The following is a 26,441-nucleotide window of genomic DNA, read 5'->3' on the forward strand; positions in this document are numbered from 1 at the left end:
GTTTAATTATTTAATCGTTGATGTGTTTATTTATTAAAGATTAAATCAATGAAACGATTCAACGGTTCAACAATAAAGAAGATGCAAATAATTAATAATCCAAATAAAAGCGATTGGAGCCAGGTTTTAAAAAGACCGACTCAAACGGTTGGTGATATTGAAGCGACGGTTATTCAAATTTTTGATGATATTCGTCAGAATGGTGATAAAGCCATCAAAAAGTACACCTTACAGTTTGATGGTATCGATTTAGAATCGAATCTTGTTACTTCTGAAGAAATTCAAAAGGCTATTAAAAACGTACCTGAAAAACTTCAAAATGCCATAAAACAGGCAAAACAAAATATAGAAGTATTTCACAAGGCACAAAAAACAAATAGAATAGAAGTTGAAACCGCAACGGGGGTACAATGTTGGCAAGAAAAACGCCCGATACAAAAAGTAGGCTTGTACATTCCTGGAGGCACAGCTCCTTTATTTTCAACCGTTTTAATGTTGGCAGTTCCTGCACAAATAGCAGGTTGTAAGGAAATTGTATTATGTTCGCCACCAAACAAACAGGGCAAATTAGCCCCTGAAATTCTTTTTGCTGCACAGTTATGCGGGGTAACAAAAATTATAAAAGTGGGTGGCATTCAAGCGATTGCTGCATTAACCTTTGGAACAGAAACCATACCGCAAGTTTATAAAATTTTCGGTCCTGGAAACCAATATGTAACCGTTGCAAAACAATTAGCTACCAAATTCGGCGTAGCTATCGATATGCCTGCGGGCCCTAGTGAGTTATTGGTAGTTGCTGATGAAACCGCGAATGCTTCATACATTGCATCCGATTTGTTAAGTCAAGCAGAACACGGTACAGATAGTCAGGTTATTTTGGTATCCACATCAAAAGATTTGATTGATGACGTTTCAAAGGAAGTAGAAAGTCAACTAAGCGTACTTCCGCGTAAAGCAATTGCGGAAAAAGCTATAGCAAATTCTAAACTTATCTACGTTGAAAACGATGCATTAGCTTTAGAATTGATAAATGAATATGGTCCAGAACATTTTATTATTTGTTCTAAAAACGAAGATTTTTATATTGATAATATAGCAAATGCTGGCTCTGTTTTTATTGGCGACTATACGCCAGAAAGTGCAGGCGATTATGCTTCTGGTACCAATCATACCTTGCCAACAAATGGATTTAGCAAAGCCTATTCTGGTGTGAATTTAGATAGTTTTTCAAAAAGTATGACGTTTCAAAAAATATCAAAAGAAGGTATTTTGAATATTGGCGAAACTATTGAGTTGATGGCAGAAGCCGAAGGATTACAAGCTCATAAAAATGCGGTTTCAATTCGATTAAAGGATTTAAAATAATGAACATACAAAATTTAATACGTCCAACCATAAAGGCCTTAAAACCTTATTCATCTGCTCGTGATGAATTTCAAGGGGTGACCGATAACATGGTGTTTTTAGATGCCAACGAAAATCCGTTTGAAAATGGCGTAAACCGGTATCCCGATCCGCAACAAGGAAAATTAAAAGCCATACTTTCGGAAATCAAAGGCATTTCGGCAAAAAACATCCTTTTAGGAAATGGGAGCGATGAAGTGCTGGATCTTATTTTCAGAGCCTTTTGTGAACCGAACCAAGATAACATTGTCATATTGCCTCCAACCTATGGTATGTATGAAGTATTGGCAAATTTAAACGCTATCGGCATCAAAAAAGTAAATTTAGATGCAGATTTTCAACCTAAAGTTGAAGAAATTTTAAATACTGCAGACGCTAATAGTAAAGTGCTTTTTATTTGTTCGCCAAATAACCCTTCAGGAAATAGTTTTACAACAGAAGCTATTGAAACATTGGTTAGTAGTTTTAAAGGCATTGTAGTTATTGATGAAGCATATATCGATTTTTCAAACGCGGAAAGTTGGATTTCAAAATTAGACCAATACCCCAATTTAATTGTATCGCAAACCTTATCAAAAGCCTATGCTATGGCAGGAATTCGATTGGGGATTTGTTATGCATCTACAGAGATTATAACAGTTTTAAACACCATTAAACCGCCTTACAACATCAACGAGCTTACGCAAAAAAAAGCTATTGAGTTATTGAATATCAAAGATTTGGCGAGCAATCAGATCGCAGATATTTTAAAGGAACGTAGTGCTTTAATTTCAGAGTTGAAATCTATCAGTTATATTTCAAAAATATATCCAACCGATGCTAATTTTGTGTTGGTAAAAGTGGATGATGCTAACAAGCGCTATAATCAACTTATAGAAAAAGGCATTGTTATTAGAAATCGTACCACACAACCGGGGTGTGAAAACACATTGCGTTTGACGGTTGGAACTTCTGAAGAAAATAAAATTTTAATTAATGTCCTGCAAGGTTTAGAAACCTTGTAGGTGTTATTGTATTGTTATGAAAAAAGTATTATTTATAGACCGCGACGGCACCTTGGTTTTAGAACCACCTGTAGATTACCAATTGGATAGTTTGGAAAAACTGGAATTCTACCCCAAAGTGTTCCAATATATGGCCAAAATAGCTGCTGAATTAGATTACGAATTGGTCATGGTTACCAATCAAGATGGTTTAGGAACCGATTTATTTCCTGAAGATACTTTTTGGCCAGCGCAGAACAAAATCATCAATGCCTTTGAAAAAGAAGGAGTCGTGTTTGCTGATATTCACATAGATAAAACATTTCCGCATGAAAATGCACTTACACGAAAACCACGCACAGGTTTGTTGACTAAATATTTTTCTGAAGATTATGATTTAGCAAACTCCTTTGTGATAGGTGATAGAATTACCGATATGGAGTTGGCTAAAAATTTAGGGGCGAAAGGTATTTATTTATCTGAAAATCCAGAATTAGGTGCTGATGAAATAGAAACTTCTAAACAAGAAATTTTAAATGTTATTGCATTAACAACTACCGATTGGAAAGAAATATATGAATTTTTGAAGTTGAAAGATCGCGTAGCGGAAATTACACGCAATACCAACGAAACAAAAATTTATATAAAGTTGAATCTGGATGGTTCTGGGAAGAATGACATTAGTACTGGCTTATCGTTTTTCGATCATATGTTAGATCAAATAGGTCGTCACGGTGCGATGGATTTAACTATAAAAGTGGACGGTGATTTAGAAGTTGATGAACACCACACTATTGAAGACACTATGATTGCTTTTGGTGAACTATTCAATAAAGCATTAGGCAACAAATTGGGTATTGAACGCTACGGTTTCTGCTTACCAATGGACGATTGTTTAGCACAAGTAGCTGTCGATTTTGGAGGTAGGAATTGGTTGGAATGGGATGCCGAATTCAAACGCGAAAAAATAGGGGATATGCCTTCTGAAATGTTTTATCATTTGTTTAAATCGTTTACCGATGGTGCTAAATGCAATTTAAACATCAAAGCAGAAGGCACTAATGAGCATCACAAAATAGAAGGAATATTTAAAGCCTTCGCAAAAGCTATGAAAATGGCGGTAAAACGAGATTCAAACAAAATGTTTTTACCAAGTACCAAAGGAATGCTATAATAATTAAGAATCTAGATTTTAGAATTATGAGTAGAAATCGTAATTCTAAAATCGTAAATCAAAAATTAATTGAAGTTAGTTATAATAAATTACGGCGCAGGAAACATAAAAAGCATACAATTCGCATTCAAACGATTGGGAATTGATGCTGTTTTATCTGATAATCCAGAGGAAATTTTAGCTGCCGATAAAATCATTTTCCCAGGTGTAGGTGAAGCAAGTTCTGCAATGAGGATGCTTAAAGAAACGGGGTTAGATGTGTTGATTCCACAATTAAAACAACCTGTTTTAGGCATTTGTTTGGGCATGCAATTACTTTGCGAATTCACCGAAGAAGGCAATACCACCGGATTGGGTGTTTTTAAAACCAAAGTAAAACGTTTTGATAATCATGTAAAAGTGCCACAAATGGGTTGGAATGTTATCAAAAACCTGAAATCGGAATTATTTAAGGGTATCAAAGAAAACGAGTATATGTATTTGGTACACAGTTATTATGCCGAGCATTGCAATGAAACCATCGCTACTACCGATTATGGCATAAATTACGCTTCGGCATTACAACATAATAACTTTTACGGTGTACAATTTCACCCAGAAAAGAGTAGTTTAGCAGGAGAGAAAATTTTGAAGAACTTTTTAGAGCTTTAGGAGCTCTTACCATAATAAAGACCTGTCAGGTTTTTAAAACCTAACAGGTCTAAATAGAACAAAACAAAATGAGAATAATACCAGCCATAGATATTATAGAAGGGAAATGTGTTCGTTTAACCAAGGGCGATTACGGAACTAAAAAAATATATAGCGAGAGTCCGCTTGAAATAGCAAAAGCTTTTGAAGGTTCGGGGATTGAGTATTTACATTTAGTAGATTTAGATGGTGCCAAAGCACAGCATATCGTAAATTACAAAGTGTTGGAGCAAATTTCATCTAAAACCAATCTTAAAATTGATTTTGGAGGAGGCTTAAAAACCAATGAAGATTTGCATATCGCGTTCAATTCTGGAGCAAAACAAATCACTGGAGGAAGTATTGCGGTTAAAGATCCTCAAACTTTTGAAGGTTGGATATCTAAATACGGAGCCGCTAAAATTATTTTGGGCGCCGATAGTGATGCTGGAAAAGTGTCTATTAGCGGTTGGATGGAACAAAGTAAAGAAGACGTCATTCCGTTTATAAAAGGCTATCAAAAGAAAAGTATTCAGTATGTTATTTGTACCGATATTTCTAAAGATGGTATGCTTGAAGGTCCTTCAGTAGAATTGTATAAACAAATCATTTCAGAATGTACCAATAGTAGTAACGGTCAATCGATAAAACTTATTGCTTCTGGAGGTATTTCAGCCATTGAAGAATTACCTGTTTTAAAAGAAATTGGTTGTGAAGGTGTTATTATAGGAAAGGCTATTTATGAAAATAGAATAACACTAAAGCAACTAGAAAAATTTGTATAATAAAGTTGAAAGATGGGTTGGAAGGTTTGTCATACTTTTTAACTTTTAACTTTTAACTTTTAACTTTTAACTTTGAAAAATGTTAACTAAGAGAATTATACCTTGTTTAGATATTAAAAACGGACGTACCGTAAAAGGTGTTAATTTCGTAGATTTACGAGATGCTGGCGACCCTGTTGAATTAGCTAAACAATACGCTAACGTAGGAGCAGATGAATTGGTGTTTTTAGATATTTCGGCTACTTTAGAAGCTCGTGCAACCACATTAGATATGGTAATGCATGTTGCAGAACAAGTGAATATCCCGTTTACTGTTGGCGGTGGTATTTCGTCTGTTGAACATGTAGATGCGCTTTTGAAATGTGGAGCGGATAAAGTTTCTATTAACTCATCGGCAGTTAAAAGACCTGATTTAGTGAACGAACTCGCCAACAAATTTGGAAGCCAATGCGTTGTAGTTGCTATCGATGCAAAGCAAATAGATGGCCATTGGAAAGTGCATTTAGCAGGAGGAAGCATTCCAACTGAAATCGATTTATTCGAATGGGCTAAAGAAGTAGAACAACGTGGTGCAGGTGAAATTCTATTTACATCTATGGATCATGACGGTACTAAAAACGGATTTGCCAATGAAGCATTAGCGAAATTATCGGAATTATTAAATATTCCAATAATAGCATCTGGAGGCGCAGGAAATGTACAGCATTTTGTGGATACGTTTAAAGAAGGAAAAGCTGATGCAGCCTTAGCGGCAAGCGTATTTCATTTTGGTGAAATTCCTATTCCTGACTTAAAAAAAGAATTAAAAAAACAGCATATAGAAGTACGATTGTAGTTTGTCAATCCTGCGAAGGTAGGAATCCACTATAAAAGTTATTAATAAATAGATATTCCTGCCTTTGCAGGAATTACAAAAATTATGGATATTAAATACGATACTAACGGACTCGTTCCAGCAATTATTCAAGACGCCACAACAAAAAAAGTGTTGATGTTGGGGTATATGAATGAAGAAGCTTATAAAAAAACTTTGGAAACCAAACAGGTTACTTTTTTTAGCCGAAGCAAACAACGTTTATGGACAAAAGGCGAGGAAAGTGGAAATTTTTTAAATCTAGTTGAGCTTAAAAATGATTGCGATAATGATACGCTCTTAATACAAGTAAATCCTGTGGGGCCAACCTGCCATAAAGGAACAGGTAACTGTTGGGGTGAAGATAATACACCTAATTATAGCTTTTTATCAACCTTAGAAAATGTTATTGCAGAACGTGTTGCCAATAAAGACACCAGCAAATCGTATGTGGCAAGTTTATTTTCAAAAGGCATCAATAAAATTGCTCAAAAAGTAGGAGAGGAAGCCGTTGAAACGGTTATCGAAGCTTTGGATAGCAACGATGAGTTATTTCTTTACGAATCAGCAGATTTACTGTTTCATTACCTCATGCTTTTACAGGCAAAAGGATTTACGTTAAAAGATATCGAAGCTGAATTAAAAAGTAGGCATAAATAATTAAAAAAGGCTTTAGAAATTCTAAAGCCTTTTTTAATTATTATAATCCAATTCAAGAAATCCAACCTTTTGCAATTGATTTTTTTGAAAACCAAACCAAAAAGACTGAAAACACAATAATGCTAATAGTCATTCCTATATTATCCGCATGACCTTGGCTTAAAATATAACCCATTTGTACAATCACTGCTATTAACGATACCAGTAAAAGTGAATACGCCCATTTTTTTCTTAATAAAAGACCTAGAGAGCCTAAAGCACCAGTAAAAACTGCTATTGCAAAAGCAGCCGTTACCCAAGATGGGAAATTAGAAATTATCTCAAATTGTTCGTCTGTTAAGGCGGCACGCCAACTTTCAGTTTGGTAGGCTTGTCCTAAATAATGATTTACGCCCATAGCGTTCCATAAAAGCGCAATAGCACTCACCATCCAAAACCAAACAGGTGGTTTTTCTTTAAAGTTTGTCATGTTTATTGTTTTTTAGTTAGTAAAAGAATAATACAAGTTATTAATTTTTTGTCATAATTAATAAAAAAACTTACTTTCCCCACGCATTAGAAAATAAGATGAAGAAATATTTTTACGTTGTTACTATTCAATATTTAGGCTACCGTTTTCATGGTTGGCAAAAGCAACCCGATGTAAAAACTTTGCATTTAATGGTAGATAGAACCTTGAATTTTATACTTGAAGGTAAATATTTCAAAAGCTTGAGTTCAGGCAGAACCGATGCTATGGTATCTGCTGAATGTGCTGCATTTGAATTGTTTTTAGAAGAACCTCTGGTAGATCAAAATGCTTTTTTAGAACTTTTTAATTATAATTTACCACAAGATATTCGTGCCTTAACTATTCGAGAAGTTGATGGGAAGTTCAACATCATCAACCATTCAAAAATTAAAGAATACCTATATTTATTTACTTTTGGTGAAAAATGCCATCCGTTTTGTGCACCAATCATGACCACCATTTTAGATGATTTGGATATTGATTTAATGAAGGAAGGTGCTAAACTGTTTGAAGGCGAACATTATTTTAAATCTTTTTGTTTTAAACCAACCGATCATGGTCAGTACACTCGGGAAATTATAACCTGTGAACTTGTAGAAAATACCATTTACACCGCCAATTACTTTCCGAAAAAATCATACATACTTCGCGTTCGCGGAAAGGGTTTTATGCGCAACCAAATAAGGCTGATGATGGGCACACTTATAGATTTAGGCAAGGGTAAACTAACATTAGAAATTATAAAACAAAGTTTAGAACCCGATTGTTTTATTAAGTTTGAATATATAGCACCAGCATCTGGTTTAATTTTGAACAGTATCGAGTTTTCTTAATGTTCTTTACTCCTTAGTTTTTATATTGCTTATTTTCAATAAGATAAGTATTACTTGATGTGAATTATACAAATTTTACAAAAAAACATGTAACGCGTAACATGCTAATTAGTAGCATCTTTGTATCAACAAGAAGTTAGTTCTTCAAAAAGTTAATATAAATCTTTTAAATTTAAAATTATGTTACGTTGGACAATCACATTCATTATCATAGCATTAATTGCCGGAGTATTAGGTTTCTCTGGTATTGCAGGTGCATCAGCTGGAATAGCAAAAATATTATTCTTCATATTCATCGTACTCGTTTTATTATCACTAATAAGAGGCGGATTTAAAAGAAGCTAGAACCTTTATCTTATAAATTATTAATCCTTAAAAAAATATAAATTATGAAAAAAATAGCATGTATGATAGCGTTTTTAGCCTTTGGCTATACGTATTCGCAAGTAGAACCAAAAAATGTTTCAGAAGAAACTACCGTTAAAACAACCAAAATAAATAACGGTGACAAAGTTTTTGAAAACAAAGTTAAAGTAACAACAAGAGAAGAGCAGGCCATTGAGTTTGATGAAAAAGATAAAAACAAACGTGATAAAGACATTGTTCCTACTCCTGTTAAAGTAACTAAAATTGTTGAAGTAGCTAACAATAACAAAAATTCTAAAACAGAATTGGGCTATTTTGAATTTAATGGTAATAGGTATTACTCAAATAAAGGAGGAAACGATTTTTTTAAAGCTAATGCTGAAATTACAAGCTTTAAAAAAGAAAACCATTATTTATTTCAAAATAAAAATTATGTGGGTATAGGATATTTTGATGCCGATGGAAATTTTATTGTTGAATACAGCGATAAAATGAACGGAGAGGTAAGAACCCAAGAATTTAAATTGGTTAAATAAATTCAATATTTGAAACGGAAAAGTCCTAATTTATTTTAGGACTTTTTGTATTTTACAGAATCATTAAAATTTAAACCAATTATGAGTGTACAAGTACCAAAAGAAGCCCTAGAGTTTTTTAAAAAATTAGAAAAAAACAATGATAGAGATTGGTTTAATGAACATAAAAACGAGTTTAAAAAAATAGAGAAAAACGTAAAGGCTGTTTATAATGCTGTGTTGAAAAGCTTGAACGAGCATGATGAAGTTGATAAACTTAAAATGTTCCGTATTTATAGAGATGTACGTTTTTCAAAAAACAAATTACCTTATAAAACACATTTTGGAGGTTCATTCCATAGAACAAAACCTAAATTAAGAGGTGGCTATTACCTTCATATACAACCCAATAACGAAAGCTTTATTGCCACAGGTTTTTGGGAACCAGCACCAGCCGATTTACTGCGTATTCGAAAAGAGTTTGAAATGGATGATACTGAAATACGTGCTATTTTAAAAGACAAAACTTTCAACAGTATTTGGGGCAATTTTGTGGGCGATGAAGTGAAAACAGCCCCAAAAGGCTTTAGTAAAGACCACAAAGCCATCGATTTAATAAAAAAGAAACAATACATTTTTATTAAAAAATACACCGATTCGGAAGTGTTGAGCGATGGTTTTATTGATGATGTGAATAAATCGTTTAAAGCCGTTCGCCCATATTTTAACTATATGAGCGAAGTGCTTACTACCGATTTAAATGGTGTGTCTCTTATATAATTTCTGTAATAACGTATTTGTTTTGGTTAAACTCAAAACTGGTATTTACAGGTTTATTTATTAATAATTGACCAATGGGAGAGTTTACCGAAATGGCGTAAAAAACATTATTGTCCAGTTCTATTTTGCCTATGCTTGAAGCAATGTAAAAATTCATCACATTGGTTTTTACAATATTGCCCAACATGGCTTCTTTACTGTCTATATTTGTTTTTATGTTACTTAAATATTCTTTGGTTTTTTTGGCGTCGTTTAAATACGACATGTTTTTTTCTAAATCATTTAGTAATTTGCCACTACCAGAGTCATCACCTTCCGAGTTTCCTTTGTCAGTACTTTCAATAGATTCCTTTATTAAATTAATTTCTTCCTTGTAATCATTTATACGTTTGTCTACACGTTCATTACAAATTTGCAATAGTTTCTGTTTTGTTGTCATTAAAAATTTTACACTGCTTTTAGCACTTCTGGTTGTTCAAAAAGTTGCACATTACTAATCAATCGTTCTTTTACAATTTGCATCATACGCTTATTTAAGGCCGAAGAATTTTGAATATAAATTAAATATTCTTCCACAGTAAACATAGCTATAACCATGCCTTTTAGTGAGTTACGGAATTTGATATCTTTATTTATAGCATTCTCAATATACAGTAAACGCTTTTCTAAAGAGTAGCCGTAAAACACCATTTTATGCTTAGCAATATAGTTTTTAAAAACTTCAATAAACAAATCATTTTGCAATTTTATTATGGGGCGAAGTACTAAATTTTGAAAACGCTCGTCATTACTCATGTTGTCATTGATTGTAGAGCTTAAAATTTCGGGGCGAATGCTTTTTAAGTTATATTGTCGTGTATTCATGGTTGAAGAGTTTTTATTAAAAATATCAAATATTAAAACTCAAAACGTTTTGAAGCGTTTATAGTTGTTAACGGGGTTATTAACAACAAAGATTTTTTTATCTTTAAGGCAAAAAAATAAATGAAGTTTGGAAGAGTAGATAATCCTCAAAAAATAGATTTCACCTTGCCGCCAGATCATCCAGAAACCAAGCGTGTTTTAAATAAATTTAAGGACGATAACATCCCCGAGGTTTATGTAGGTTGCGCCAAATGGAACAGAACCGATTTAAAAGGATTTTACCCAAGAGGCACCAAAGATGAATTGGGATATTATTCCAGTCAATTTAACTCAATAGAATTGAATGCGACGTTTTACCGTATTTTTCCTGCGGAACAATTTGCTTCATGGTACGATAAAACACCCGAAAAATTTAAGTTTTTCCCGAAACTGAACCAAGAAATAAGCCATTGGAAACGTTTACAGGAAACCAAAGAAGTTGTAGAGCATTACTTATACAATGTATCCAACTTAAAAGAAAAATTAGGCACTATCTTTTTACAGATGAATGATAATTTCGCTCCAAAAGATTTTGACCGCGTTATAAATTTTGTTAAAGAATGGCCTAAAGAAATACCGTTGGCTATGGAATTTAGACATACCAATTGGTATAATGATGCTTCCGTAGCAAATGAATTGTATCAACTTTTAGAAACCAATAATATTTCAAACATTATAGTAGATTCTGCCGGAAGGCGCGACATCATGCACATGCGCTTAACAAACGCCACAGCATTTGTACGATATGTGGGTGCAAACCATGCAAGCGATTATAATCGTTTAGACGATTGGATTGACCGCTTAAAAGATTGGAAAGTACAAGGCGTTAAGGAAATAGATTTTTTCATTCATCAAAACATTGAAAAAGAATCACCATTGCTTTCAGCTTATTTTATTAGAAAACTGAATAAGGAATTGGGATATAATTTGGTTATCCCTAATGATAATACAAATGGACAACAAACATTACTATAAATAATTATGAGATTTCACACTAGAAAATGGGTAAAACCCGAAGATTTAAACGCCAACGGCACGCTGTTTGGCGGCAAATTATTAGAATGGATAGACGAGGAAGCGGCATTATATACCATCATTCAACTTGAAAACCCTAAAGTAGTAACCAAATACATTAGTGAAATAGATTTTAAGGCTTCTGCAAGACAAGGTGATATTATAGAAATTGGAATCGATGTTGTGAAATTTGGTAAAGCATCGTTAACCCTAAGCTGCGAAGTTCGAAATAAAATGACACACGAAACCATTATAACGATTTCTAATATAGTTATGGTAAATGTAGGTCCTGATGGGAAAGCAAAACCTCACGGAAAAACACAAATAGAATATGTAGTAGATAGGTTGAAGTAGTTTTTAATCAAACTTACTTTAAAATTTACAACCAATATTGCTATTCTTTTAAAAGATTGTCGGTTTTTTTAGATTCCATTAATAAAACAACAAAAATAAATAAACCGGGGTCTTAAAATTTGTTATATACTTAATAAAAACGGGAGTTTTTCCTAACTTTGTCAGCCTTTTGGCTAATCGTTCTGTATTGGCAAAAAGCATTCAAAAGAGATTTAAATTAAAGAAAATAGAATATGAGCAAAACATTGTTTGACAAAGTATGGGATTCACATGTTGTTAGGAAAATTGAAGGAGGACCGGATGTATTCTTTATAGACCGTCATTTTATTCACGAAGTTACAAGTCCTGTAGCATTTCTTGGGTTAAAAAGCCGCGGTTTAAAAGTATTGTATCCAGAACGTACATTTGCAACGGCAGACCACAATACCCCAACAATCAATCAACATTTACCTGTTGAAGATCCGTTATCTGCTAACCAATTAAAAGCATTAGAAGATAACTCAGCTGAATATGGTATTAGCCACTGGGGACTTGGTCACCAAAAAAATGGTATTGTACACGTAGTAGGACCTGAAAATGGCATTACATTCCCAGGAGCAACTATTGTTTGTGGCGATTCGCATACATCTACACATGGTGCTTTTGGTGCTATTGCTTTTGGTATCGGTACTTCGGAAGTAGAAATGGTATTGTCTACACAATGTATCATGCAGCCAAAACCTAAAAAAATGCGCATCAATGTAAATGGGCAATTAGGAAAAGGTGTGACGCCCAAAGATGTGGCTTTATATATTATTTCTCAGTTGTCAACTTCAGGCGCTACAGGTTATTTTGTAGAGTATGCAGGTGATGTTTTTGAAAACATGACTATGGAAGGCCGTATGACCGTTTGTAACTTATCTATTGAGATGGGTGCACGTGGTGGTATGATTGCTCCAGATGAAACTACGTTTGCTTACTTAAAAGATAAACCATTATCTCCAAAAGGAGCAGATTGGGATAAAGCTGTTGCACATTGGAAAACGTTGAAAACCGATGCCGGTGCTAGTTTTGATAAAGAATTAACTTTTTCTGCTAGTGATATTGAACCTATGATTACCTACGGAACAAATCCGGGTATGGGTATGGGTATTTCTAAAAACATACCAAATGCTGAAGCTGTTGAAGGTGGCGTTGCTACTTACAAAAAGTCTTTAGAATATATGGGTTACAACGAAAATGATGCAATGATTGGTAAAAAAATCGATTATGTATTCTTAGGAAGTTGTACAAATGGTAGAATTGAAGATTTTAGAGCATTTGCTTCTATTGTGAAAGGAAAGAAAAAAGCAGACCACGTTACGGCTTGGTTAGTTCCTGGATCACATGAAGTTGAAGATAAAATTAAAGAAGAAGGTATTTTAGATATCCTTACTGAAGCTGGTTTTGTTTTAAGACAACCAGGTTGTTCGGCATGTTTAGCAATGAATGATGATAAAGTGCCTGCTGGAAAATATGCAGTAAGTACTTCAAACAGAAACTTTGAAGGTCGTCAAGGACCAGGTTCTAGAACCTTATTAGCAAGCCCATTAGTAGCTGCTGCAGCTGCTGTAACAGGTGTAGTTACTGACCCTAGAGATTTACTATAATACTTTATGCTTTAAGCTGTAGGCTTTAGGCATAAAAAAAGTAAAAACAATATATTATTATCGGCTTATAGCTTATAGCTTATAGCCTAAAGCAATAAAAAAAATGGCATACGATAAATTCACAACATTAACAAGTACAGCGGTTCCATTACCATTAGAAAACGTGGATACCGATCAAATTATACCAGCACGTTTCTTAAAAGCAACGAAGCGTGAAGGTTTTGGCGATAACTTATTCCGTGATTGGAGATACAATAACGATAACACACCTAAAGAAAGCTTCGTGTTGAACAATCCTATCTATTCAGGAAAAATCTTGGTAGGGGGAAAGAACTTCGGTTCAGGTTCTTCAAGAGAGCATGCTGCTTGGGCGGTTTACGATTATGGTTTCCGTTGTGTAGTATCTAGTTTCTTTGCAGATATTTTCAGAAATAACTGTTTGAATGTGGGTGTATTACCTGTTCAAGTTTCAGCTGAATTTTCAGAACAAATATTCAATGCTATTTACGACGACCCGAATACAGAAATTGAAGTAAATCTTCCAAATCAAACCATTACCATTCTTTCTACTGGTGCTCAAGAATCTTTTGAAATCAATAGCTACAAAAAAGAAAATATGCTGAATGGTTTTGATGATATTGATTACTTACAGAACATAAAAGGAGAGATAGAAACATTTGCAAACGGCTTACTACTGTAAATGACTCCAAAAAAAATTGAAATAATGGATACGACACTCCGCGATGGTGAACAAACCTCGGGCGTGTCGTTTTCTGCTTCTGAAAAACTAACCATAGCGAAACTTTTACTGGAAGAATTAAAAGTTGATCGTATTGAAATTGCTTCTGCACGTGTGTCTGAAGGCGAATTTCAAGCAGTCCTTAGCGTTACCAATTGGGCTAAGGAAAACAACTATTTAGACAAGGTTGAAGTGCTGACTTTTGTTGATAAAGGCGTATCCATCAATTGGATGCTTGAAGCAGGAGCCAAGGTTCAAAACCTGCTAACCAAAGGTTCATTAAATCATTTAACTTACCAGTTAAAAAAGACTCCTAGTCAGCATTTTACAGAAATTTCAGAAACCATTTCTCTTGCAAAAGAAAAAGGTATCGAAACCAATATTTATTTAGAAGATTGGAGTAATGGGATGCGCAATTCCAAAGACTATGTTTTTGAGTTTTTAGCGTTTTTAAAAACACAACCAGTGAAGCGTATCATGCTTCCAGATACTTTAGGTGTTCTTACACCTAATGAATCTTATGAGTTTGTAAAAGAAATTAAGAGCACCTATCCTAATTTACATTTTGATTTTCATGCACACAACGATTACGATTTAGGTGTTGCCAATGTTATGGCTGCTCTAAATGCGGGTGCTGATGGATTGCATTTAACTATAAATGGTATGGGCGAGCGTGCAGGCAATGCACCTATGGCAAGTACTATTGCGGTTATAAATGATTTTATGCCGAACATCAAAATAGCTGTAAACGAAAAGGTGTTATATACCGTAAGTAAATTGGTTGAAAACTTTTCAGGAATCATGATTCCTGCAAATAAACCTATCATTGGTGCCAATGTATTTACACAAACTGCTGGCATTCATGCGGATGGAGACAATAAAAAGAACCTGTATTTTAGCGATTTAATGCCGGAACGTTTTGGTAGAACCCGAAAGTATGCTTTAGGAAAAGCTTCGGGGAAGGCTAACATCCAAAAGAATTTACAGGAACTAGGGCTTCAGCTTAACGATGAAGATTTAAAGAAAGTCACCCAACGTATTATTGAATTGGGAGATAAAAAAGAAGTGGTTACCAAAGAGGATTTACCATATATCATTTCCGACGTGTTGGATAGTTATTCCTATGAAGAAAAGGTTAAAGTGAACTCTTATGTATTAACACATGCGAAAGGCTTAAAACCTTCAACAACGGTTTCTATATCTATAAACGGTGAAACTTATGAAGAGATTTCTCAAGGTGATGGACAATTTGATGCTTTTATGAATGCTCTTAGAAGTATTTACATTACTAAGAAAAAGATATTGCCAGATTTAATAGATTATGCGGTTAGAATACCACCTGGGAGCCATTCGGATGCCTTGTGTGAAACCATAATTACATGGAAAAGCCCAGAAAAAGAATTTAAAACTCGTGGTTTGGATTCCGATCAAACGGTTTCTGCTATTAAAGCCACGGAGAAAATGTTGAATATAATTACGAATTAAGAATTACGAATTCAGAATGATGAATTAATGGTTGTTAGTGATCGTAGCGGCATCCTTTTTTACTTAAGCAAGTTTTTGAATTACGAATTTAGAATTAATAAAGAATAACAATAAATAATAGAAACAAATTACTATGAAATTTAATATAGCAGTTTTAGCAGGTGACGGTATTGGACCTGAAGTCATGGAGCAAGCACAAAAAGTTAGTGAAGCGGTTGCTAAAAAATTTGGACATGAAATAACTTGGAAACCGGCTTTAACTGGTGCTGCAGCTATTGATGCTGTTGGAGAGCCTTATCCAGATTCAACACATCAGGTTTGTTTAGCTTCTGATGCCGTTTTATTTGGTGCTATTGGTCTGCCACGTTTTGACAATGATCCATCTGCAAAAGTACGTCCAGAAAATGGGTTGCTTCAAATGCGTAAACAACTTGGCTTATTTGCCAATTTACGACCAACTTTTACGTTTCCTTCTTTATTGGATAAATCACCTTTAAAACAAGAACGTATTGAAGGAACCGATTTAGTATTTTTACGTGAGTTAACCGGAGGTATTTATTTTGGGGAAAAAGGTAGAAGAGATGGTGGTGAAACCGCTTTTGATAACTGTGTTTACACACGTGCTGAAGTACAACGCTTAGCTAAAAAAGGATTTGAATTAGCAATGACACGCTCTAAAAGATTGTGTTGTGTTGACAAAGCTAACGTTATGGAAACGTCACGTTTATGGAGAGAAACCGTTCAGGCTATGGAAAAAGACTATCCAGAAGTGACTGTTTCTTATGAGTTGGTGGACGCCGTAGCGATGCGTTTGGTACAATGGCCAAATAGCTATGATGTTTTAATTACTGAAAACTTATTTGGTGATATCTTAACGGATGAAGCATCGGTTATTTCAGGATCTATGGGATTAATGCCATCGGCATCTATGGGATCTGATATTGCGTTGTTCGAACCTATTCATGGGTCTTATCCACAAGCAACTGGTTTGAATATTGCAAACCCAATGGCTATGGTTTTATCTGCCGCTATGATGTTTGAAATTGCTTTTAACTTACCTGAAGAAGGCAAAGCTATTAGAGATGCTGTAAACAAAGCATTAGCTGAAGGTATTGTAACTGAAGATTTAGCCAATGGCGGAAAATCGTATGGTACTAAAGAAGTAGGGGATTGGTTAGCAGCTAATATCTAGAAGGAAATATTCTATATAATATTATTCAGACCTCACAGGTTTTAAAAACCTGTGAGGTCTTTTTATTTTATGACCTACCTTCGATTAGTCCTATGAGACACGAACTATTAGGACTTTCCTGCAAGGTTTCTTTTTAACCTTGTAGGTATGGTTTGCCGACTTGAAAGACCTACAAGGTTTTTAAAACCTCGCAGGTCAATATCAGCTTATTTAAAATCATTGTGTTAAAAAATGGAACTCAGATTTATAGGTTTTGAAAACTACTACCACTAGGCAACTCAAAAATCTCTAAATCAAAGTAGGGTAGTGCTGCTATTAGATGATCGAAGATATCGGACATGATGTACTCGTAGTTTTCCCAACGTTTATCAGAACTAAACGCATAAATTTCTAAAGGGATCCCTTGGGTGGTTGGTGCCAATTGGCGTGCCATAATCATCATATCCTTATTGATGGCCGAATGATGTTTTAAATACGCATCGATGTATTTTCTAAAGACCCCTAAATTGGTTAAATTTCTTCCGTTCAGTAATAATTCTTTATTAACTTGATTGGATTCGTTGTAAGTATTGATATCGGCTTGTCTGGTATCTAAATACGACGTTATTAACTGAATGTTTTTAAGGTCTTCAACATCCTGTTCCGTTAAATATTTAACACCACTTTGTTTTATATACAAGGCACGTTTGATACGTCTGCCTTCCGAATTGGTCATACCACGCCAGTTCTGAAACGAATCGGAAATAAGGGCATAAGTGGGTATGGTGGTAATGGTTTTATCAAAATTCTGCACTTTTACCGTGGCAAGGTTTATTTCAATAACATCACCATCGGCACCATATTTTTGAAAGGTAATCCAATCGCCAATGCGCACCATATCGTTTATAGATACTTGTATACTGGCTACAAACCCTAAAATAGTGTCTTTAAATATTAAGATGATTATGGCCGAAGCAGCACCCAAACCTGTTATAAAATGTACAAACGGTGTGCGTGTAATAAGCGCAATGGCTGAAAACAGACCAACTACCCATGCAAAAATCATGAATACTTGTATGTAGCTGTCTATAGGCTTGTCCTTTAAATTAGGTAAGGTTTTAAAATAATCTTTAAAGGTGTTTAAAATGCTGCGTACAATCCATAATGTTAGTACAATGGCGTACACTTTTAAACCACGTTCCATTACGGTTTCAAAGCTCGGGAAGTCGTAAAAAACAAAAGGCACTAACTCAATGGCTATCAATAAAGGAATGATGTGCGCTATGTTTCTAGGTACTTTGTTTTTTACCAATAAATCGTCAAAGTTTGTTTTAGATTTAGAAGCAAATTGGGAAAAAACACCAATCAATACCTTTCTGATAATAAAATCGATGAGAAAAATAATGATGAACAGCCCAATGGCCAATCCCAACATATTCAGGTATTTTGCTACGACTTCGTTGGTGCTAAGGGTTAAAAGGTAATCGTATATAAAATGTTTGTAACTATCCATTCTTTAGGGACTTTAAATACTTCTTATCTATATAAAAAGTACCAAACGGAATGATGGATGCCAATAAAACCTCAGCAAACTGTTTGGTGTTCCAGTTCATATCTTTTTTAAGCATAAATGCCATAATTACGTAACCCATAAACAAGATACCATGCGGCAAACCTAACATTTTTACATATTGAGGCTGATCATATAGGTGTCTCATCGGAGTTGCTATAAACAGTAATAAAATATAAGATACACCTTCTAAAAGTGCCGTAATTCTGAAAATATTAAGAAATGAAAACATAGAATATATAATTTGTGTGCAAAAATATGGTACAATACTTAAAAAGTAAACCCCTTTAAGTTTTTTTTAAAAAACGTGGAAAATAACCAGTCCGTAAATCAAAAAGCGAAGCAAACGCAACGAACCGTAAGCCATTACGCTTCTAAACGGAAATCCAATAATACCAGCTGCCATACAGGAAATTGAAAAGGGTAGTGGCAGTAGGGCACCAACTACTATTAAAAACCCACCCCATTTTCTGGAGTTTTTTAGCTGTTTTTCCATTTTAACCTCTAAATAGGTATGTACTTTGGGTATTTTGGTAATAATTTGACCGATGTAATAAGACAGCAAACCACCAGAATACGATAAAATGGCCAAAACTGACAAAAACAACCAGGGCGCATACATTTTACCGGACCAGGCAATAAATATTTCGGGGGGGACTAAACCCAATAATGTTTCAGATAAAAAAAAGAAGCCTAAAACACCATAAACGGGAAGTGTTTCGGTTAAATGAACCAAGGCTGCATTAATGTCAAAATAATGGTTTACAACATAAATAGCAACAACAATAAGTATAATAAAAGGCAATGCATTTTTTACAGCTTGCCAAACAAAACTATAAAAACCCGTGTAGCTGTAATACTGATGCAGCAGTTGCCAACGCGATTTTTCTGTTTTTGATTTAGACTTGGGTTTCATAAAAAACTCTACTTTTTTTAAGAGTACAAATATACTCCAAATAATAGGTTTTATCCCGTAAAATGGGCAATTTTAATAATTTTATAACACTTGTTTTGTATTCTGTTTTATGAGACCCTGAAACAAGTTCAGGGTCTTCGACAAGCTCAGACTGTCACATTTTGGAAGTAATTGACTTTACTGCTAATAGCCATGAACAAAAAAAAGACTGCTTATAATTTATAAGCAGCCTTTTTCAATGGATTAATTAAGAGGGTTTTGTTATTGGCACCGCCAAAGGGTATAATACCCGAGGCTTGCCTTGAAATTTTTACTCATTCGACGCCATAAGCGCAAAGAATTTATTAATGTTTGGCAATATTACAATACGGGTTCTTCTGTTTTTTGCTCTGTCTTCTTTGGTATCGTTACCAGCAACAGGCAAGTAGCTACTTCTACCAGAGGCAATTAGTTTTTCAGGAGCTACATTGTATTTGTTCTGTAACGCACGAACTACCGATGTAGCACGTAGTACACTTAAATCCCAGTTATCGGCAATTTTATCAGTATTTATAGAGCGGGCATCGGTATGGCCTTCAACCATTACTTCAATACTAGGCTCAGAGTTTATAACGTTTGCCAATTTTTGTAAAATATTATTTGCTTTACTGCTTACACGGTAACTAGCTGTATCAAATAACATTTTATCTGAAATAGAAATCATTACCACCGTTTCATCAATATCAATAGCAATATCTTCATCTTCATTTAAAGTACTGTTATCCAACGATTTTTGTAAGTTATAAGACACCGCTAAATTCATAGAATCTTTAAGGGTAGTGGCTTGTCTTAATTTATTTTGGTCAACCTTAGTTAAGGTATTGCGCATGTGCTTTTTGGTTTCATTAGAAATAACGGCCACATCACCAACAGCTTCCATTTTAACGTCGTTTTCCTCGGTTAACGCATTTATTTTAGAATTGTAAGCCTCAACACGTGCTTCAATTTTAGCAAATTTACTTTCTAATTCTTCTTTTTCAAATTGTGTTTTTGCAAGAGCACTTTTAACTTCGCCATTTTCATGTTCCAATGCTAAATATTTCTTTTTAGATACACAGGCTGTCATTAAAACTGTTCCAAGTAATACGAACGCTATTTTTCTCATAATATAATTTTTATTGTTTGATTATAGTTACGGTTGAAAAACAGATATAGATTACAAGGTTTTAAAAAAAGTTTTAATTATTTTATATTTGATTGAAGTAGAGGTGTTTGTAAATATTCTATTTTACATAATATTAATTATAGTACAAAGTGTTATCATTTCTATATAGCCAATTTTCAGCCTATTTATACGTCATTGTAGATGTTGTGCCTTTAGATCTATATCGATAACAATTATTATAAAAGAAATTTGTCACCCTGAATTTATTTCAGGGTCTTAAATATGATGTAGGTTTTAAACAAAATAAGATTCTAAAAATAAGTTCAGAATGACACATATAGTTTCCGTGAAGTTACCCAAGGGTTGTTATGGCGTAGCCATGGGATAACTACGGATGAACCCTATATTAGAGAAGGTTTAAAGTACTGCGATGCATTGCATGGCTTTGATAGATGGCACGGGTTTTAATTGTGTGTCCTGCAACCTTAGAAATTGGATGCCTAACCACACTGTTATGGCTATATTTGTTGAAATCTGGTTTGTAAGCGGTGTTTCTAGCTGTATTTGAATGTTTGTATGTTCTATTTTACATAATAATGGTATGGTTTGTTGGCTTGTGCCTATACCATGGCATTCTGGCCGTATTGGTTGGTAGCTTTGGAGCTGTGATTGCCATTGTGCCTTGGATACCATGCACAGTGCTGCTGTAAACTGCACATGTGTGGTATTTTCAGGGACTTTTATAAGGTGTTTTTCTGAAATTTTTGGTATGGTTACGGTAATATTAGTAGGGTTATTATGGCTTGTTACCCTAGGTTTTGCTGTATATATTTGATTAAACGCTTGATTTTTGTTTAACTGAAACCCTATTAGGGCATCTGGATTGTTATTTATATGGGCTTCTCTTTGGCCATGTGTACCACTCCCCTTTTTGATTATTTTACTGCAAACACCCGTTAACCGACTTGCCATGTGGCTGTCTTTAAATTCTTTAGCTGTTTTGCCCAAGCCTTGACGGATGGTTTTTGAGAGACTGGATGCACCACCAAACTCCTGGTTGTTATGCTTTACATTTACAAATGCGGGGTCTGATTGGATGCGCTCTTTGGAAGGCCCGACAGCCCGACGGGAAATATATGCTCCCTTAAGGGGGTAAAAGCTTAGCCCATTTAGAGTACCTTTTATTTTTATAAGCCCTTTTTGCTTAGGCATTTAGATATGTATTGTTTTTACTACACTAAGGTATTAAAAAATTTGAACTCCTCGTATAATTAAAACTCTTAATAAACGGATTCACTAGACCCCTAAAATATAAACGCTCATTTCTCCTATTGTTTTAGCCAAAATTTTATGAGGTCGATTAAAGTTTATAACTCTGTTGAAAAGTTAAGTTATTTCACACAAAAAATTGGCTAATTATAGTTAAATTGTAGGTTTTGATATTTAAAAACATGAGTGTAAAATTTATAGAAGATAAAGAATTTGATTTGTCAAATTCAGAGAATCAAGATTTACTAGGTACAAAACCTTATGCGGAGACATTATTTGAAGTTATTAAACAATCAAAAGGAAAACAAAATATTGGACTATTTGGAGGTTGGGGAAGCGGGAAATCTACAATAATTAAGACGTTAGAAAACTTTATTCTAGAAAATAATAAAGAGGATAAAAAGGATAAAATTGCTTATTTCAAATATGATGCTTGGAAATATTCCAATGATGATTTTAGAAGAAGTTTTATAAGAAGTTTAAATGAAGAATTTTCTGCTATACTTGAAACTGATTTAGAAGAGATACTTTATCAAGATATTACAAAAGAAAATAGCAATAAGACAAAAGTTCAACCTAGTTATCAAAAATTATTACCTTATGCAATAGGATTAATTGTAATCATATTAGCTTATAGTTTCTTTTTTTCAAGTTTATCAGGAAATGAAAAATTTCTTTTACTTGTCTTTTCAATATTTTCAAGTTTCATATTTACAATATCAGGCAATTTTTTCCGAGTAATTCCTCATATAACTAGGCAATCAAAAATTATTGAACCAGAAAAATTTGAAGATACTTTTAGAGATATAACTAATGATATTTTTGGTATATCTAAAAAAAATATTGTTGAAAAGATTAAAGATAAGATTGTCAGCAAAACGATATTTAAGAAAATGGTCGTTGTTATTGATAATCTTGATAGATGTGATAAAGAGAACCTTATGGTCACGCTATCATCAATTAAAAACTTTTTAGAGAATGATAACATCATTTTTATTTTACCAGTTGACGAAAATGGTATAACCTCTTTTTTAAATGGAGATTCAGACGATGCTGATGAATATTTAAGAAAAATATTCCATCAAATAATTAGATTAAAAAAGTTTACTCCAAAAGAATTAGTTGATTTTACAAAAGCTCTAAATAAAAATTATAATCTTGAATTGTCAAGTATAGGAACAAGGCTCATATGTCAAGAATTCACAAATAATCCAAGAAAAATAATTCAATTTTTAAATAACCTACAAACAGAAAGGGATTTGATTGATAGACAAATAAAGGAAGGTTATGTCAAATTAGAATATACTACTCAAGCAGATGATTTTTTAATCAAACTCCTGATAATAAAACAAGAATGGAATTCACTCTACAAAAGAGTTTTAGATGATATTAATTTTTTAAACAAAATTAATACAGCATTAAAATATCAAATTAATCAAACTGAAGATAAATTTATTATTAAAATTGATAATCAAGATTTTGGTTTAACTCGAAATCAAAAAAGATTTTTTAAACGAAATATTGACGTTCATTTTAGTAATGTTGAACCATTTATTTTAAACATTGACAGAGATAAAGATATTCCAGATGAACTACGTGAATATATTGAAAATGGAGAATTAAATGAAATCTATGACTTATTATCAATAGATGTTGAAAATAACTTAACTAAAGAAAATGTTGAGTTATTACTTAATCAAATTGAAAATGTTTATGACTACAATAGTAATAAATTTGAGGATTATAAATCAATTGCTTTACCAGTTTCAGAAATGCTATTTGAAGTTTTAGTTCATGAAAAGTTTCAAAATGAAATTAAAGATAATTTAAAGTCTTATAGTTTTATAAATAGGATTTTTTCGAACAATCAATTTAATGATATAATACCTAATTTAAATGATTTTAAAGAATTTTGTAATTCTGCTAAATGGTTTTATTTTGAACTTAATTATAAAAAACTATATAATATATTATTTGATTTTCTTAAAAGGTCAATTAATCCTGATACTACTATAAAAGGTATACATGGAAAAATTCAAATCTTTATAAATGTATTTGAAAAGCACCCTGGATTAATAAAAGGATTAAGTTCTAACTTAAAAAGCAAAATATTAGAAGATAATACGTTATTGACAGATTATAAAGTATTTAAAGATAATTTAGAAATTACTCAATCCTTACTTGATTCCGAATTTATAGACAAAATGCTGGAATTATTAAATGAAAATAAAATAGAAGATAAAAAAGTGATTGATGTACTTATTAATATTACAGATGAGTATATTGAAAAAAAATACATAAAGGACCAATTAATATTATCTGAATTCACTAACTACTTTTTTGGAAAACTTAAAACTGAGTATAATTTAAAAAGTACTACCGCAAAAGGTGTTTTTGAAATTAAAGACATTATTTATAGATTAAATAAATTAATATTAAAAACTGATTTAGAAATACTTGATGTAGATGAAATTTTATTTGATACTATCCACACCAAGTTAATTGTGGAATATCGTAGTGGATTAAATGATGATGAAATTGATTTCTATATTGAGTTCTACAGACTTCTTTTTAATTATATGAAGTTAAATAATGATTTTGCTTTAGTAGCAAATATGGAAAAGTATTTTAATTCCCATTTCATAAGGACAGATTATAAAAAATTGAGTTTAGGCATTAATGGTATTTATCAAAATATTGTAAATCACTTTGCTCCATTTCCTTGGAACTTTTTTGATATAATCATAGGCAAATTAAAAGTTCATAAAGAAATAGCATTTTATAAGACACTTATGCTAATGTTTAATAAAACTAAAGACAAGAAAGGTCTTACTGAAGTACAAAAAAGTGTTTTAATGGATAATGTATTACAATACTTTTTTTACAGTAAAGGTTATCCAACATTAACAAATATTTCAGGCAATTGGTTAAGTGATATTTACAAAAAAGAAAAAGAATTATATTCAACTACTCTTGACAACTTAAGTCCAGATAACTTGGAAAAGTATGTATATGATATACATACTTTAAAGAATGATGATTTAATATGTAATTCTTTTGTAAACTATCTGAATACCCAAAGTAATTTTAGTAAATTTCAAAAATTTGTTCGATTTATTGGTGTTCAACATAAATCAAAAATTCAAGAAAAATTACTTTTAGAAGTCTGCTCTAAAAAACACCCGCCTTATGATTGGATTTTTTCTGCAAAAAAGTTTATTCATAAATCAGCTTTTAATAATATAATTAAAAGCTATGTAGAACATTATAATCACAGTCCAATCAATACAAACTACTTAAATAACTTCTTAAAGCTAAACAAAAAAGATCTATACCAAAGTACTATTGAAAGTATTCTTAAACTTGCGGAAAACTTAAAGAATCCAACTAAAAGACATAAATCAAAAGTATCTGCTTTAATAATGAAATTTAAATAAATGCTCCATTCCACACACATTTCACTACGCTCCTATCGTCGCTTCGTAAAAAGCGTGTTCCATTAAAATTACAGAAGAAACTTTTAGAATAAATTTTTTTAAAGAAACTGTAGTCTGCCAAAGCGCCATCTGGCCTATTCACTAAAATAGTCCACAGGACTATTTATTATCGTTCTGTCCTGCTTATAACCAAATCGACAAAGGAGATTCGCGAACACCTCTTTATCAAATTAAAATGAGGTGAGCAAAGCTCAAGTTATCTCTCAATAAGTTCGAGACAGGCTTCACGCGGTACATTATAATAACATTTACTTCAACCCCACCACCCTACTCTTCAAAACCCACTTCCCCTCTACTTGTTCACTGGAAGTCACGGTAATTTTATTAACGCCTGATTTTTTAAAAACATCAATAAGTTTTAGGTTTTTATGCACGGTGGTATTGATAACGATAGGCTCTGTTAGTAACCTGCCATTGGTGGCATCAAAAACATACAGGCTTTTGGTGGTGGGTTTTATATCCCAAAAACCTATCTCATCGGCAGCATCGCTATTTAGGTCTTTAAGATTTTCCAGTTGCGACTGGTAGGCCCCTTCTATGGTAATGGGTTTAAGGTTTTTATTGCTAAATATAATAACACTGTTGCAGCCACCTTTGCATACCACGGTATCGTTGCTTTGGACATTGGTAGGGATAGGGGTTTGTATTTCGGGAGACAGTACCGTGGCATAGTCTGAAAGCCCATCGCCATTAAAATCGCCAAAAAGTTGCCTGTTTTTTAAAAGCACGACACTACCTGAGCGCGCACTCGGAAAAATGGGAGCGTCCAGATTTTTGGCGCTTTTAGACAGGCCTTCTCGAAGTATTTTAAACTTCCCATTTTTAATAGTTAATTCCATATATGAGGGATAATTGGCCTCTATACCATTGTATGTAACTTGTTTGTTGAATGTTACCAAAAACCTCCCTTCTACTTTGGTTACTTTTAATTGGTCGTAATTAATACGCTGTGTATAATCTGGAAATTGTTGAAACAGTAAATTTTTGTCTTGCTGTACTTGGTCATTGGTAAACTCTTTGTCGTAATAGGTAACAACATCCAAATAATAAGGCTCAAGAAAAGCTGCTTTTATGGGTGTATGGGCAGCGTTCCATTGTTTTACAAATGCACCTGCATCTTTTTCGCTTTTTGGGTTTACCTCGTTGCAACCAAAAAATAGTACAACAAGCAGACAGGACATAAAATATTTCATAGATAGATTGTAATTTTAGCTTTAA

At 33.2% G+C, this 26,441-nt stretch carries 27 protein-coding genes; 18 read left to right on the plus strand and 9 right to left on the minus strand.

From position 1 onward, the window contains the following. Nucleotides 1-81 precede the first annotated feature (81 nt). The 7 genes from hisD (at nucleotide 82) to hisIE (ending at nucleotide 6,528) form a co-directional block, all read left to right on the plus strand. Entirely contained in the window at nucleotides 82-1,365 is a 1,284-nt protein-coding gene (hisD, locus tag ACGK9U_RS10565) for a histidinol dehydrogenase (RefSeq protein WP_394466342.1), read from the plus strand. Beyond that, a complete protein-coding gene (hisC, locus tag ACGK9U_RS10570; protein ID WP_394466343.1) occupies nucleotides 1,365-2,408 on the plus strand; it encodes a histidinol-phosphate transaminase in 1,044 nt (347 codons plus the stop codon). The genes hisD and hisC overlap by 1 nt, the downstream gene beginning before the upstream one ends. 16 nt (nucleotides 2,409-2,424) lie before the next feature. Then, nucleotides 2,425-3,561 (plus strand): bifunctional histidinol-phosphatase/imidazoleglycerol-phosphate dehydratase HisB, encoded by a 1,137-nt coding sequence (gene hisB, locus ACGK9U_RS10575; RefSeq protein WP_394466344.1) that lies wholly within the window; start codon nucleotides 2,425-2,427, stop codon nucleotides 3,559-3,561. Nucleotides 3,562-3,630: 69 nt separating this feature from the next. Continuing rightward, complete coding sequence (gene hisH, locus ACGK9U_RS10580) at nucleotides 3,631-4,212, plus strand: imidazole glycerol phosphate synthase subunit HisH (protein WP_394466345.1); 582 nt, start codon at nucleotides 3,631-3,633, stop codon at nucleotides 4,210-4,212. A 68-nt stretch (nucleotides 4,213-4,280) separates the two neighbouring features. Then, nucleotides 4,281-5,015 (plus strand): 1-(5-phosphoribosyl)-5-[(5-phosphoribosylamino)methylideneamino]imidazole-4-carboxamide isomerase, encoded by a 735-nt coding sequence (hisA, locus tag ACGK9U_RS10585; protein WP_394466346.1) that lies wholly within the window; start codon nucleotides 4,281-4,283, stop codon nucleotides 5,013-5,015. A 79-nt stretch (nucleotides 5,016-5,094) separates the two neighbouring features. Next, nucleotides 5,095-5,850 carry an imidazole glycerol phosphate synthase subunit HisF gene (gene hisF / locus ACGK9U_RS10590; RefSeq protein WP_394466347.1) on the plus strand — a complete coding sequence of 252 codons (756 nt, stop codon included), beginning with the start codon at nucleotides 5,095-5,097 and terminating at the stop codon, nucleotides 5,848-5,850. An 84-nt stretch (nucleotides 5,851-5,934) separates the two neighbouring features. Next, the gene (gene hisIE / locus ACGK9U_RS10595) at nucleotides 5,935-6,528 is read left to right on the plus strand and encodes a bifunctional phosphoribosyl-AMP cyclohydrolase/phosphoribosyl-ATP diphosphatase HisIE (protein ID WP_394466348.1); all 594 of its coding nucleotides are present in this window, start codon (nucleotides 5,935-5,937) and stop codon (nucleotides 6,526-6,528) included. 52 nt (nucleotides 6,529-6,580) lie between these two features. Here the strand turns inward: hisIE and ACGK9U_RS10600 are convergent, their stop codons facing one another. After that, nucleotides 6,581-6,997, minus strand: coding sequence for a hypothetical protein (locus ACGK9U_RS10600; protein ID WP_394466349.1), 417 nt, complete (start codon nucleotides 6,995-6,997; stop codon nucleotides 6,581-6,583). 98 nt (nucleotides 6,998-7,095) lie between these two features. On the opposite strand from ACGK9U_RS10600, the gene ACGK9U_RS10605 reads away from it, so the two are divergent. The 4 genes from ACGK9U_RS10605 (at nucleotide 7,096) to ACGK9U_RS10620 (ending at nucleotide 9,533) form a co-directional block, all read left to right on the plus strand. After that, entirely contained in the window at nucleotides 7,096-7,872 is a 777-nt protein-coding gene (locus ACGK9U_RS10605) for a tRNA pseudouridine synthase A (RefSeq protein WP_394466350.1), read from the plus strand. 180 nt (nucleotides 7,873-8,052) lie between these two features. Further along, the gene (locus ACGK9U_RS10610) at nucleotides 8,053-8,217 is read left to right on the plus strand and encodes a DUF1328 domain-containing protein (protein WP_209651831.1); all 165 of its coding nucleotides are present in this window, start codon (nucleotides 8,053-8,055) and stop codon (nucleotides 8,215-8,217) included. Nucleotides 8,218-8,261: 44 nt separating this feature from the next. After that, nucleotides 8,262-8,774, plus strand: a complete 513-nt coding sequence (locus ACGK9U_RS10615; protein ID WP_394466351.1) for a hypothetical protein — start codon at nucleotides 8,262-8,264, stop codon at nucleotides 8,772-8,774. Nucleotides 8,775-8,855: 81 nt separating this feature from the next. Then, complete coding sequence (locus ACGK9U_RS10620; RefSeq protein WP_394466352.1) at nucleotides 8,856-9,533, plus strand: DUF2461 domain-containing protein; 678 nt, start codon at nucleotides 8,856-8,858, stop codon at nucleotides 9,531-9,533. On the opposite strand, the gene ACGK9U_RS10625 is transcribed toward ACGK9U_RS10620, so the two are convergent. Further along, nucleotides 9,526-9,972 carry a hypothetical protein gene (locus ACGK9U_RS10625; RefSeq protein ID WP_394466353.1) on the minus strand — a complete coding sequence of 149 codons (447 nt, stop codon included), beginning with the start codon at nucleotides 9,970-9,972 and terminating at the stop codon, nucleotides 9,526-9,528. The two genes, ACGK9U_RS10620 and ACGK9U_RS10625, sit on opposite strands and share 8 nt — an antisense overlap. 8 nt (nucleotides 9,973-9,980) lie before the next feature. Beyond that, nucleotides 9,981-10,397: a glyoxalase gene (locus ACGK9U_RS10630; RefSeq protein WP_394466354.1), complete on the minus strand. Its 417-nt coding sequence runs from the start codon at nucleotides 10,395-10,397 to the stop codon at nucleotides 9,981-9,983. Between the two features lie 120 nt (nucleotides 10,398-10,517). Here ACGK9U_RS10630 and ACGK9U_RS10635 point away from each other — a divergent pair, with 120 nt between their 5' ends. The 6 genes from ACGK9U_RS10635 to leuB all read left to right on the plus strand — a co-directional run bounded on the left by ACGK9U_RS10635 (nucleotide 10,518) and on the right by leuB (nucleotide 16,848). Next, a complete protein-coding gene (locus ACGK9U_RS10635; RefSeq protein WP_394466355.1) occupies nucleotides 10,518-11,411 on the plus strand; it encodes a DUF72 domain-containing protein in 894 nt (297 codons plus the stop codon). A 6-nt stretch (nucleotides 11,412-11,417) separates the two neighbouring features. After that, the gene (locus ACGK9U_RS10640; RefSeq protein ID WP_209651820.1) at nucleotides 11,418-11,804 is read left to right on the plus strand and encodes an acyl-CoA thioesterase; all 387 of its coding nucleotides are present in this window, start codon (nucleotides 11,418-11,420) and stop codon (nucleotides 11,802-11,804) included. Nucleotides 11,805-12,037: 233 nt separating this feature from the next. Next, on the plus strand, nucleotides 12,038-13,432 hold the full coding sequence (leuC, locus tag ACGK9U_RS10645) for a 3-isopropylmalate dehydratase large subunit (protein WP_394466356.1): 1,395 nt from the start codon (nucleotides 12,038-12,040) through the stop codon (nucleotides 13,430-13,432). A 103-nt stretch (nucleotides 13,433-13,535) separates the two neighbouring features. Then, a complete protein-coding gene (gene leuD, locus ACGK9U_RS10650) occupies nucleotides 13,536-14,132 on the plus strand; it encodes a 3-isopropylmalate dehydratase small subunit (RefSeq protein ID WP_394466357.1) in 597 nt (198 codons plus the stop codon). After that, entirely contained in the window at nucleotides 14,133-15,656 is a 1,524-nt protein-coding gene (locus tag ACGK9U_RS10655; protein ID WP_394466358.1) for an alpha-isopropylmalate synthase regulatory domain-containing protein, read from the plus strand. 133 nt (nucleotides 15,657-15,789) lie between these two features. Further along, nucleotides 15,790-16,848 (plus strand): 3-isopropylmalate dehydrogenase, encoded by a 1,059-nt coding sequence (leuB, locus tag ACGK9U_RS10660; RefSeq protein WP_394466359.1) that lies wholly within the window; start codon nucleotides 15,790-15,792, stop codon nucleotides 16,846-16,848. A 244-nt stretch (nucleotides 16,849-17,092) separates the two neighbouring features. Here leuB and ACGK9U_RS10665 read toward each other — a convergent pair whose 3' ends face one another. The 5 genes from ACGK9U_RS10665 to ACGK9U_RS10685 form a co-directional block, all read right to left on the minus strand. Next, nucleotides 17,093-18,340 (minus strand): mechanosensitive ion channel family protein, encoded by a 1,248-nt coding sequence (locus tag ACGK9U_RS10665; RefSeq protein WP_394466360.1) that lies wholly within the window; start codon nucleotides 18,338-18,340, stop codon nucleotides 17,093-17,095. Beyond that, nucleotides 18,333-18,629 (minus strand): DUF3817 domain-containing protein, encoded by a 297-nt coding sequence (locus ACGK9U_RS10670; protein WP_394466361.1) that lies wholly within the window; start codon nucleotides 18,627-18,629, stop codon nucleotides 18,333-18,335. Before ACGK9U_RS10670 ends, ACGK9U_RS10665 begins: the two co-directional genes overlap by 8 nt. A 66-nt stretch (nucleotides 18,630-18,695) precedes the next feature. Next, nucleotides 18,696-19,313 (minus strand): YqaA family protein, encoded by a 618-nt coding sequence (locus tag ACGK9U_RS10675; protein ID WP_394466362.1) that lies wholly within the window; start codon nucleotides 19,311-19,313, stop codon nucleotides 18,696-18,698. A gap of 310 nt (nucleotides 19,314-19,623) precedes the next feature. Beyond that, a complete protein-coding gene (locus tag ACGK9U_RS10680) occupies nucleotides 19,624-20,457 on the minus strand; it encodes a flagellar motor protein MotB (RefSeq protein WP_394466363.1) in 834 nt (277 codons plus the stop codon). Between the two features lie 417 nt (nucleotides 20,458-20,874). Beyond that, nucleotides 20,875-21,669, minus strand: a complete 795-nt coding sequence (locus ACGK9U_RS10685; RefSeq protein WP_394466364.1) for a hypothetical protein — start codon at nucleotides 21,667-21,669, stop codon at nucleotides 20,875-20,877. Between the two features lie 239 nt (nucleotides 21,670-21,908). Between ACGK9U_RS10685 and ACGK9U_RS10690 the strand changes: the two genes are divergently transcribed. Beyond that, nucleotides 21,909-25,163, plus strand: a complete 3,255-nt coding sequence (locus ACGK9U_RS10690) for a P-loop NTPase fold protein (protein ID WP_394466365.1) — start codon at nucleotides 21,909-21,911, stop codon at nucleotides 25,161-25,163. A gap of 308 nt (nucleotides 25,164-25,471) precedes the next feature. Here the strand turns inward: ACGK9U_RS10690 and ACGK9U_RS10695 are convergent, their stop codons facing one another. Continuing rightward, a complete protein-coding gene (locus tag ACGK9U_RS10695) occupies nucleotides 25,472-26,416 on the minus strand; it encodes a hypothetical protein (RefSeq protein WP_394466366.1) in 945 nt (314 codons plus the stop codon). Between the last annotated feature and the right edge of the window lie 25 nt (nucleotides 26,417-26,441).

This window comes from Mariniflexile sp. HNIBRBA6329, assembly GCF_043558645.1.
Classification (GTDB): domain Bacteria; phylum Bacteroidota; class Bacteroidia; order Flavobacteriales; family Flavobacteriaceae; genus Mariniflexile.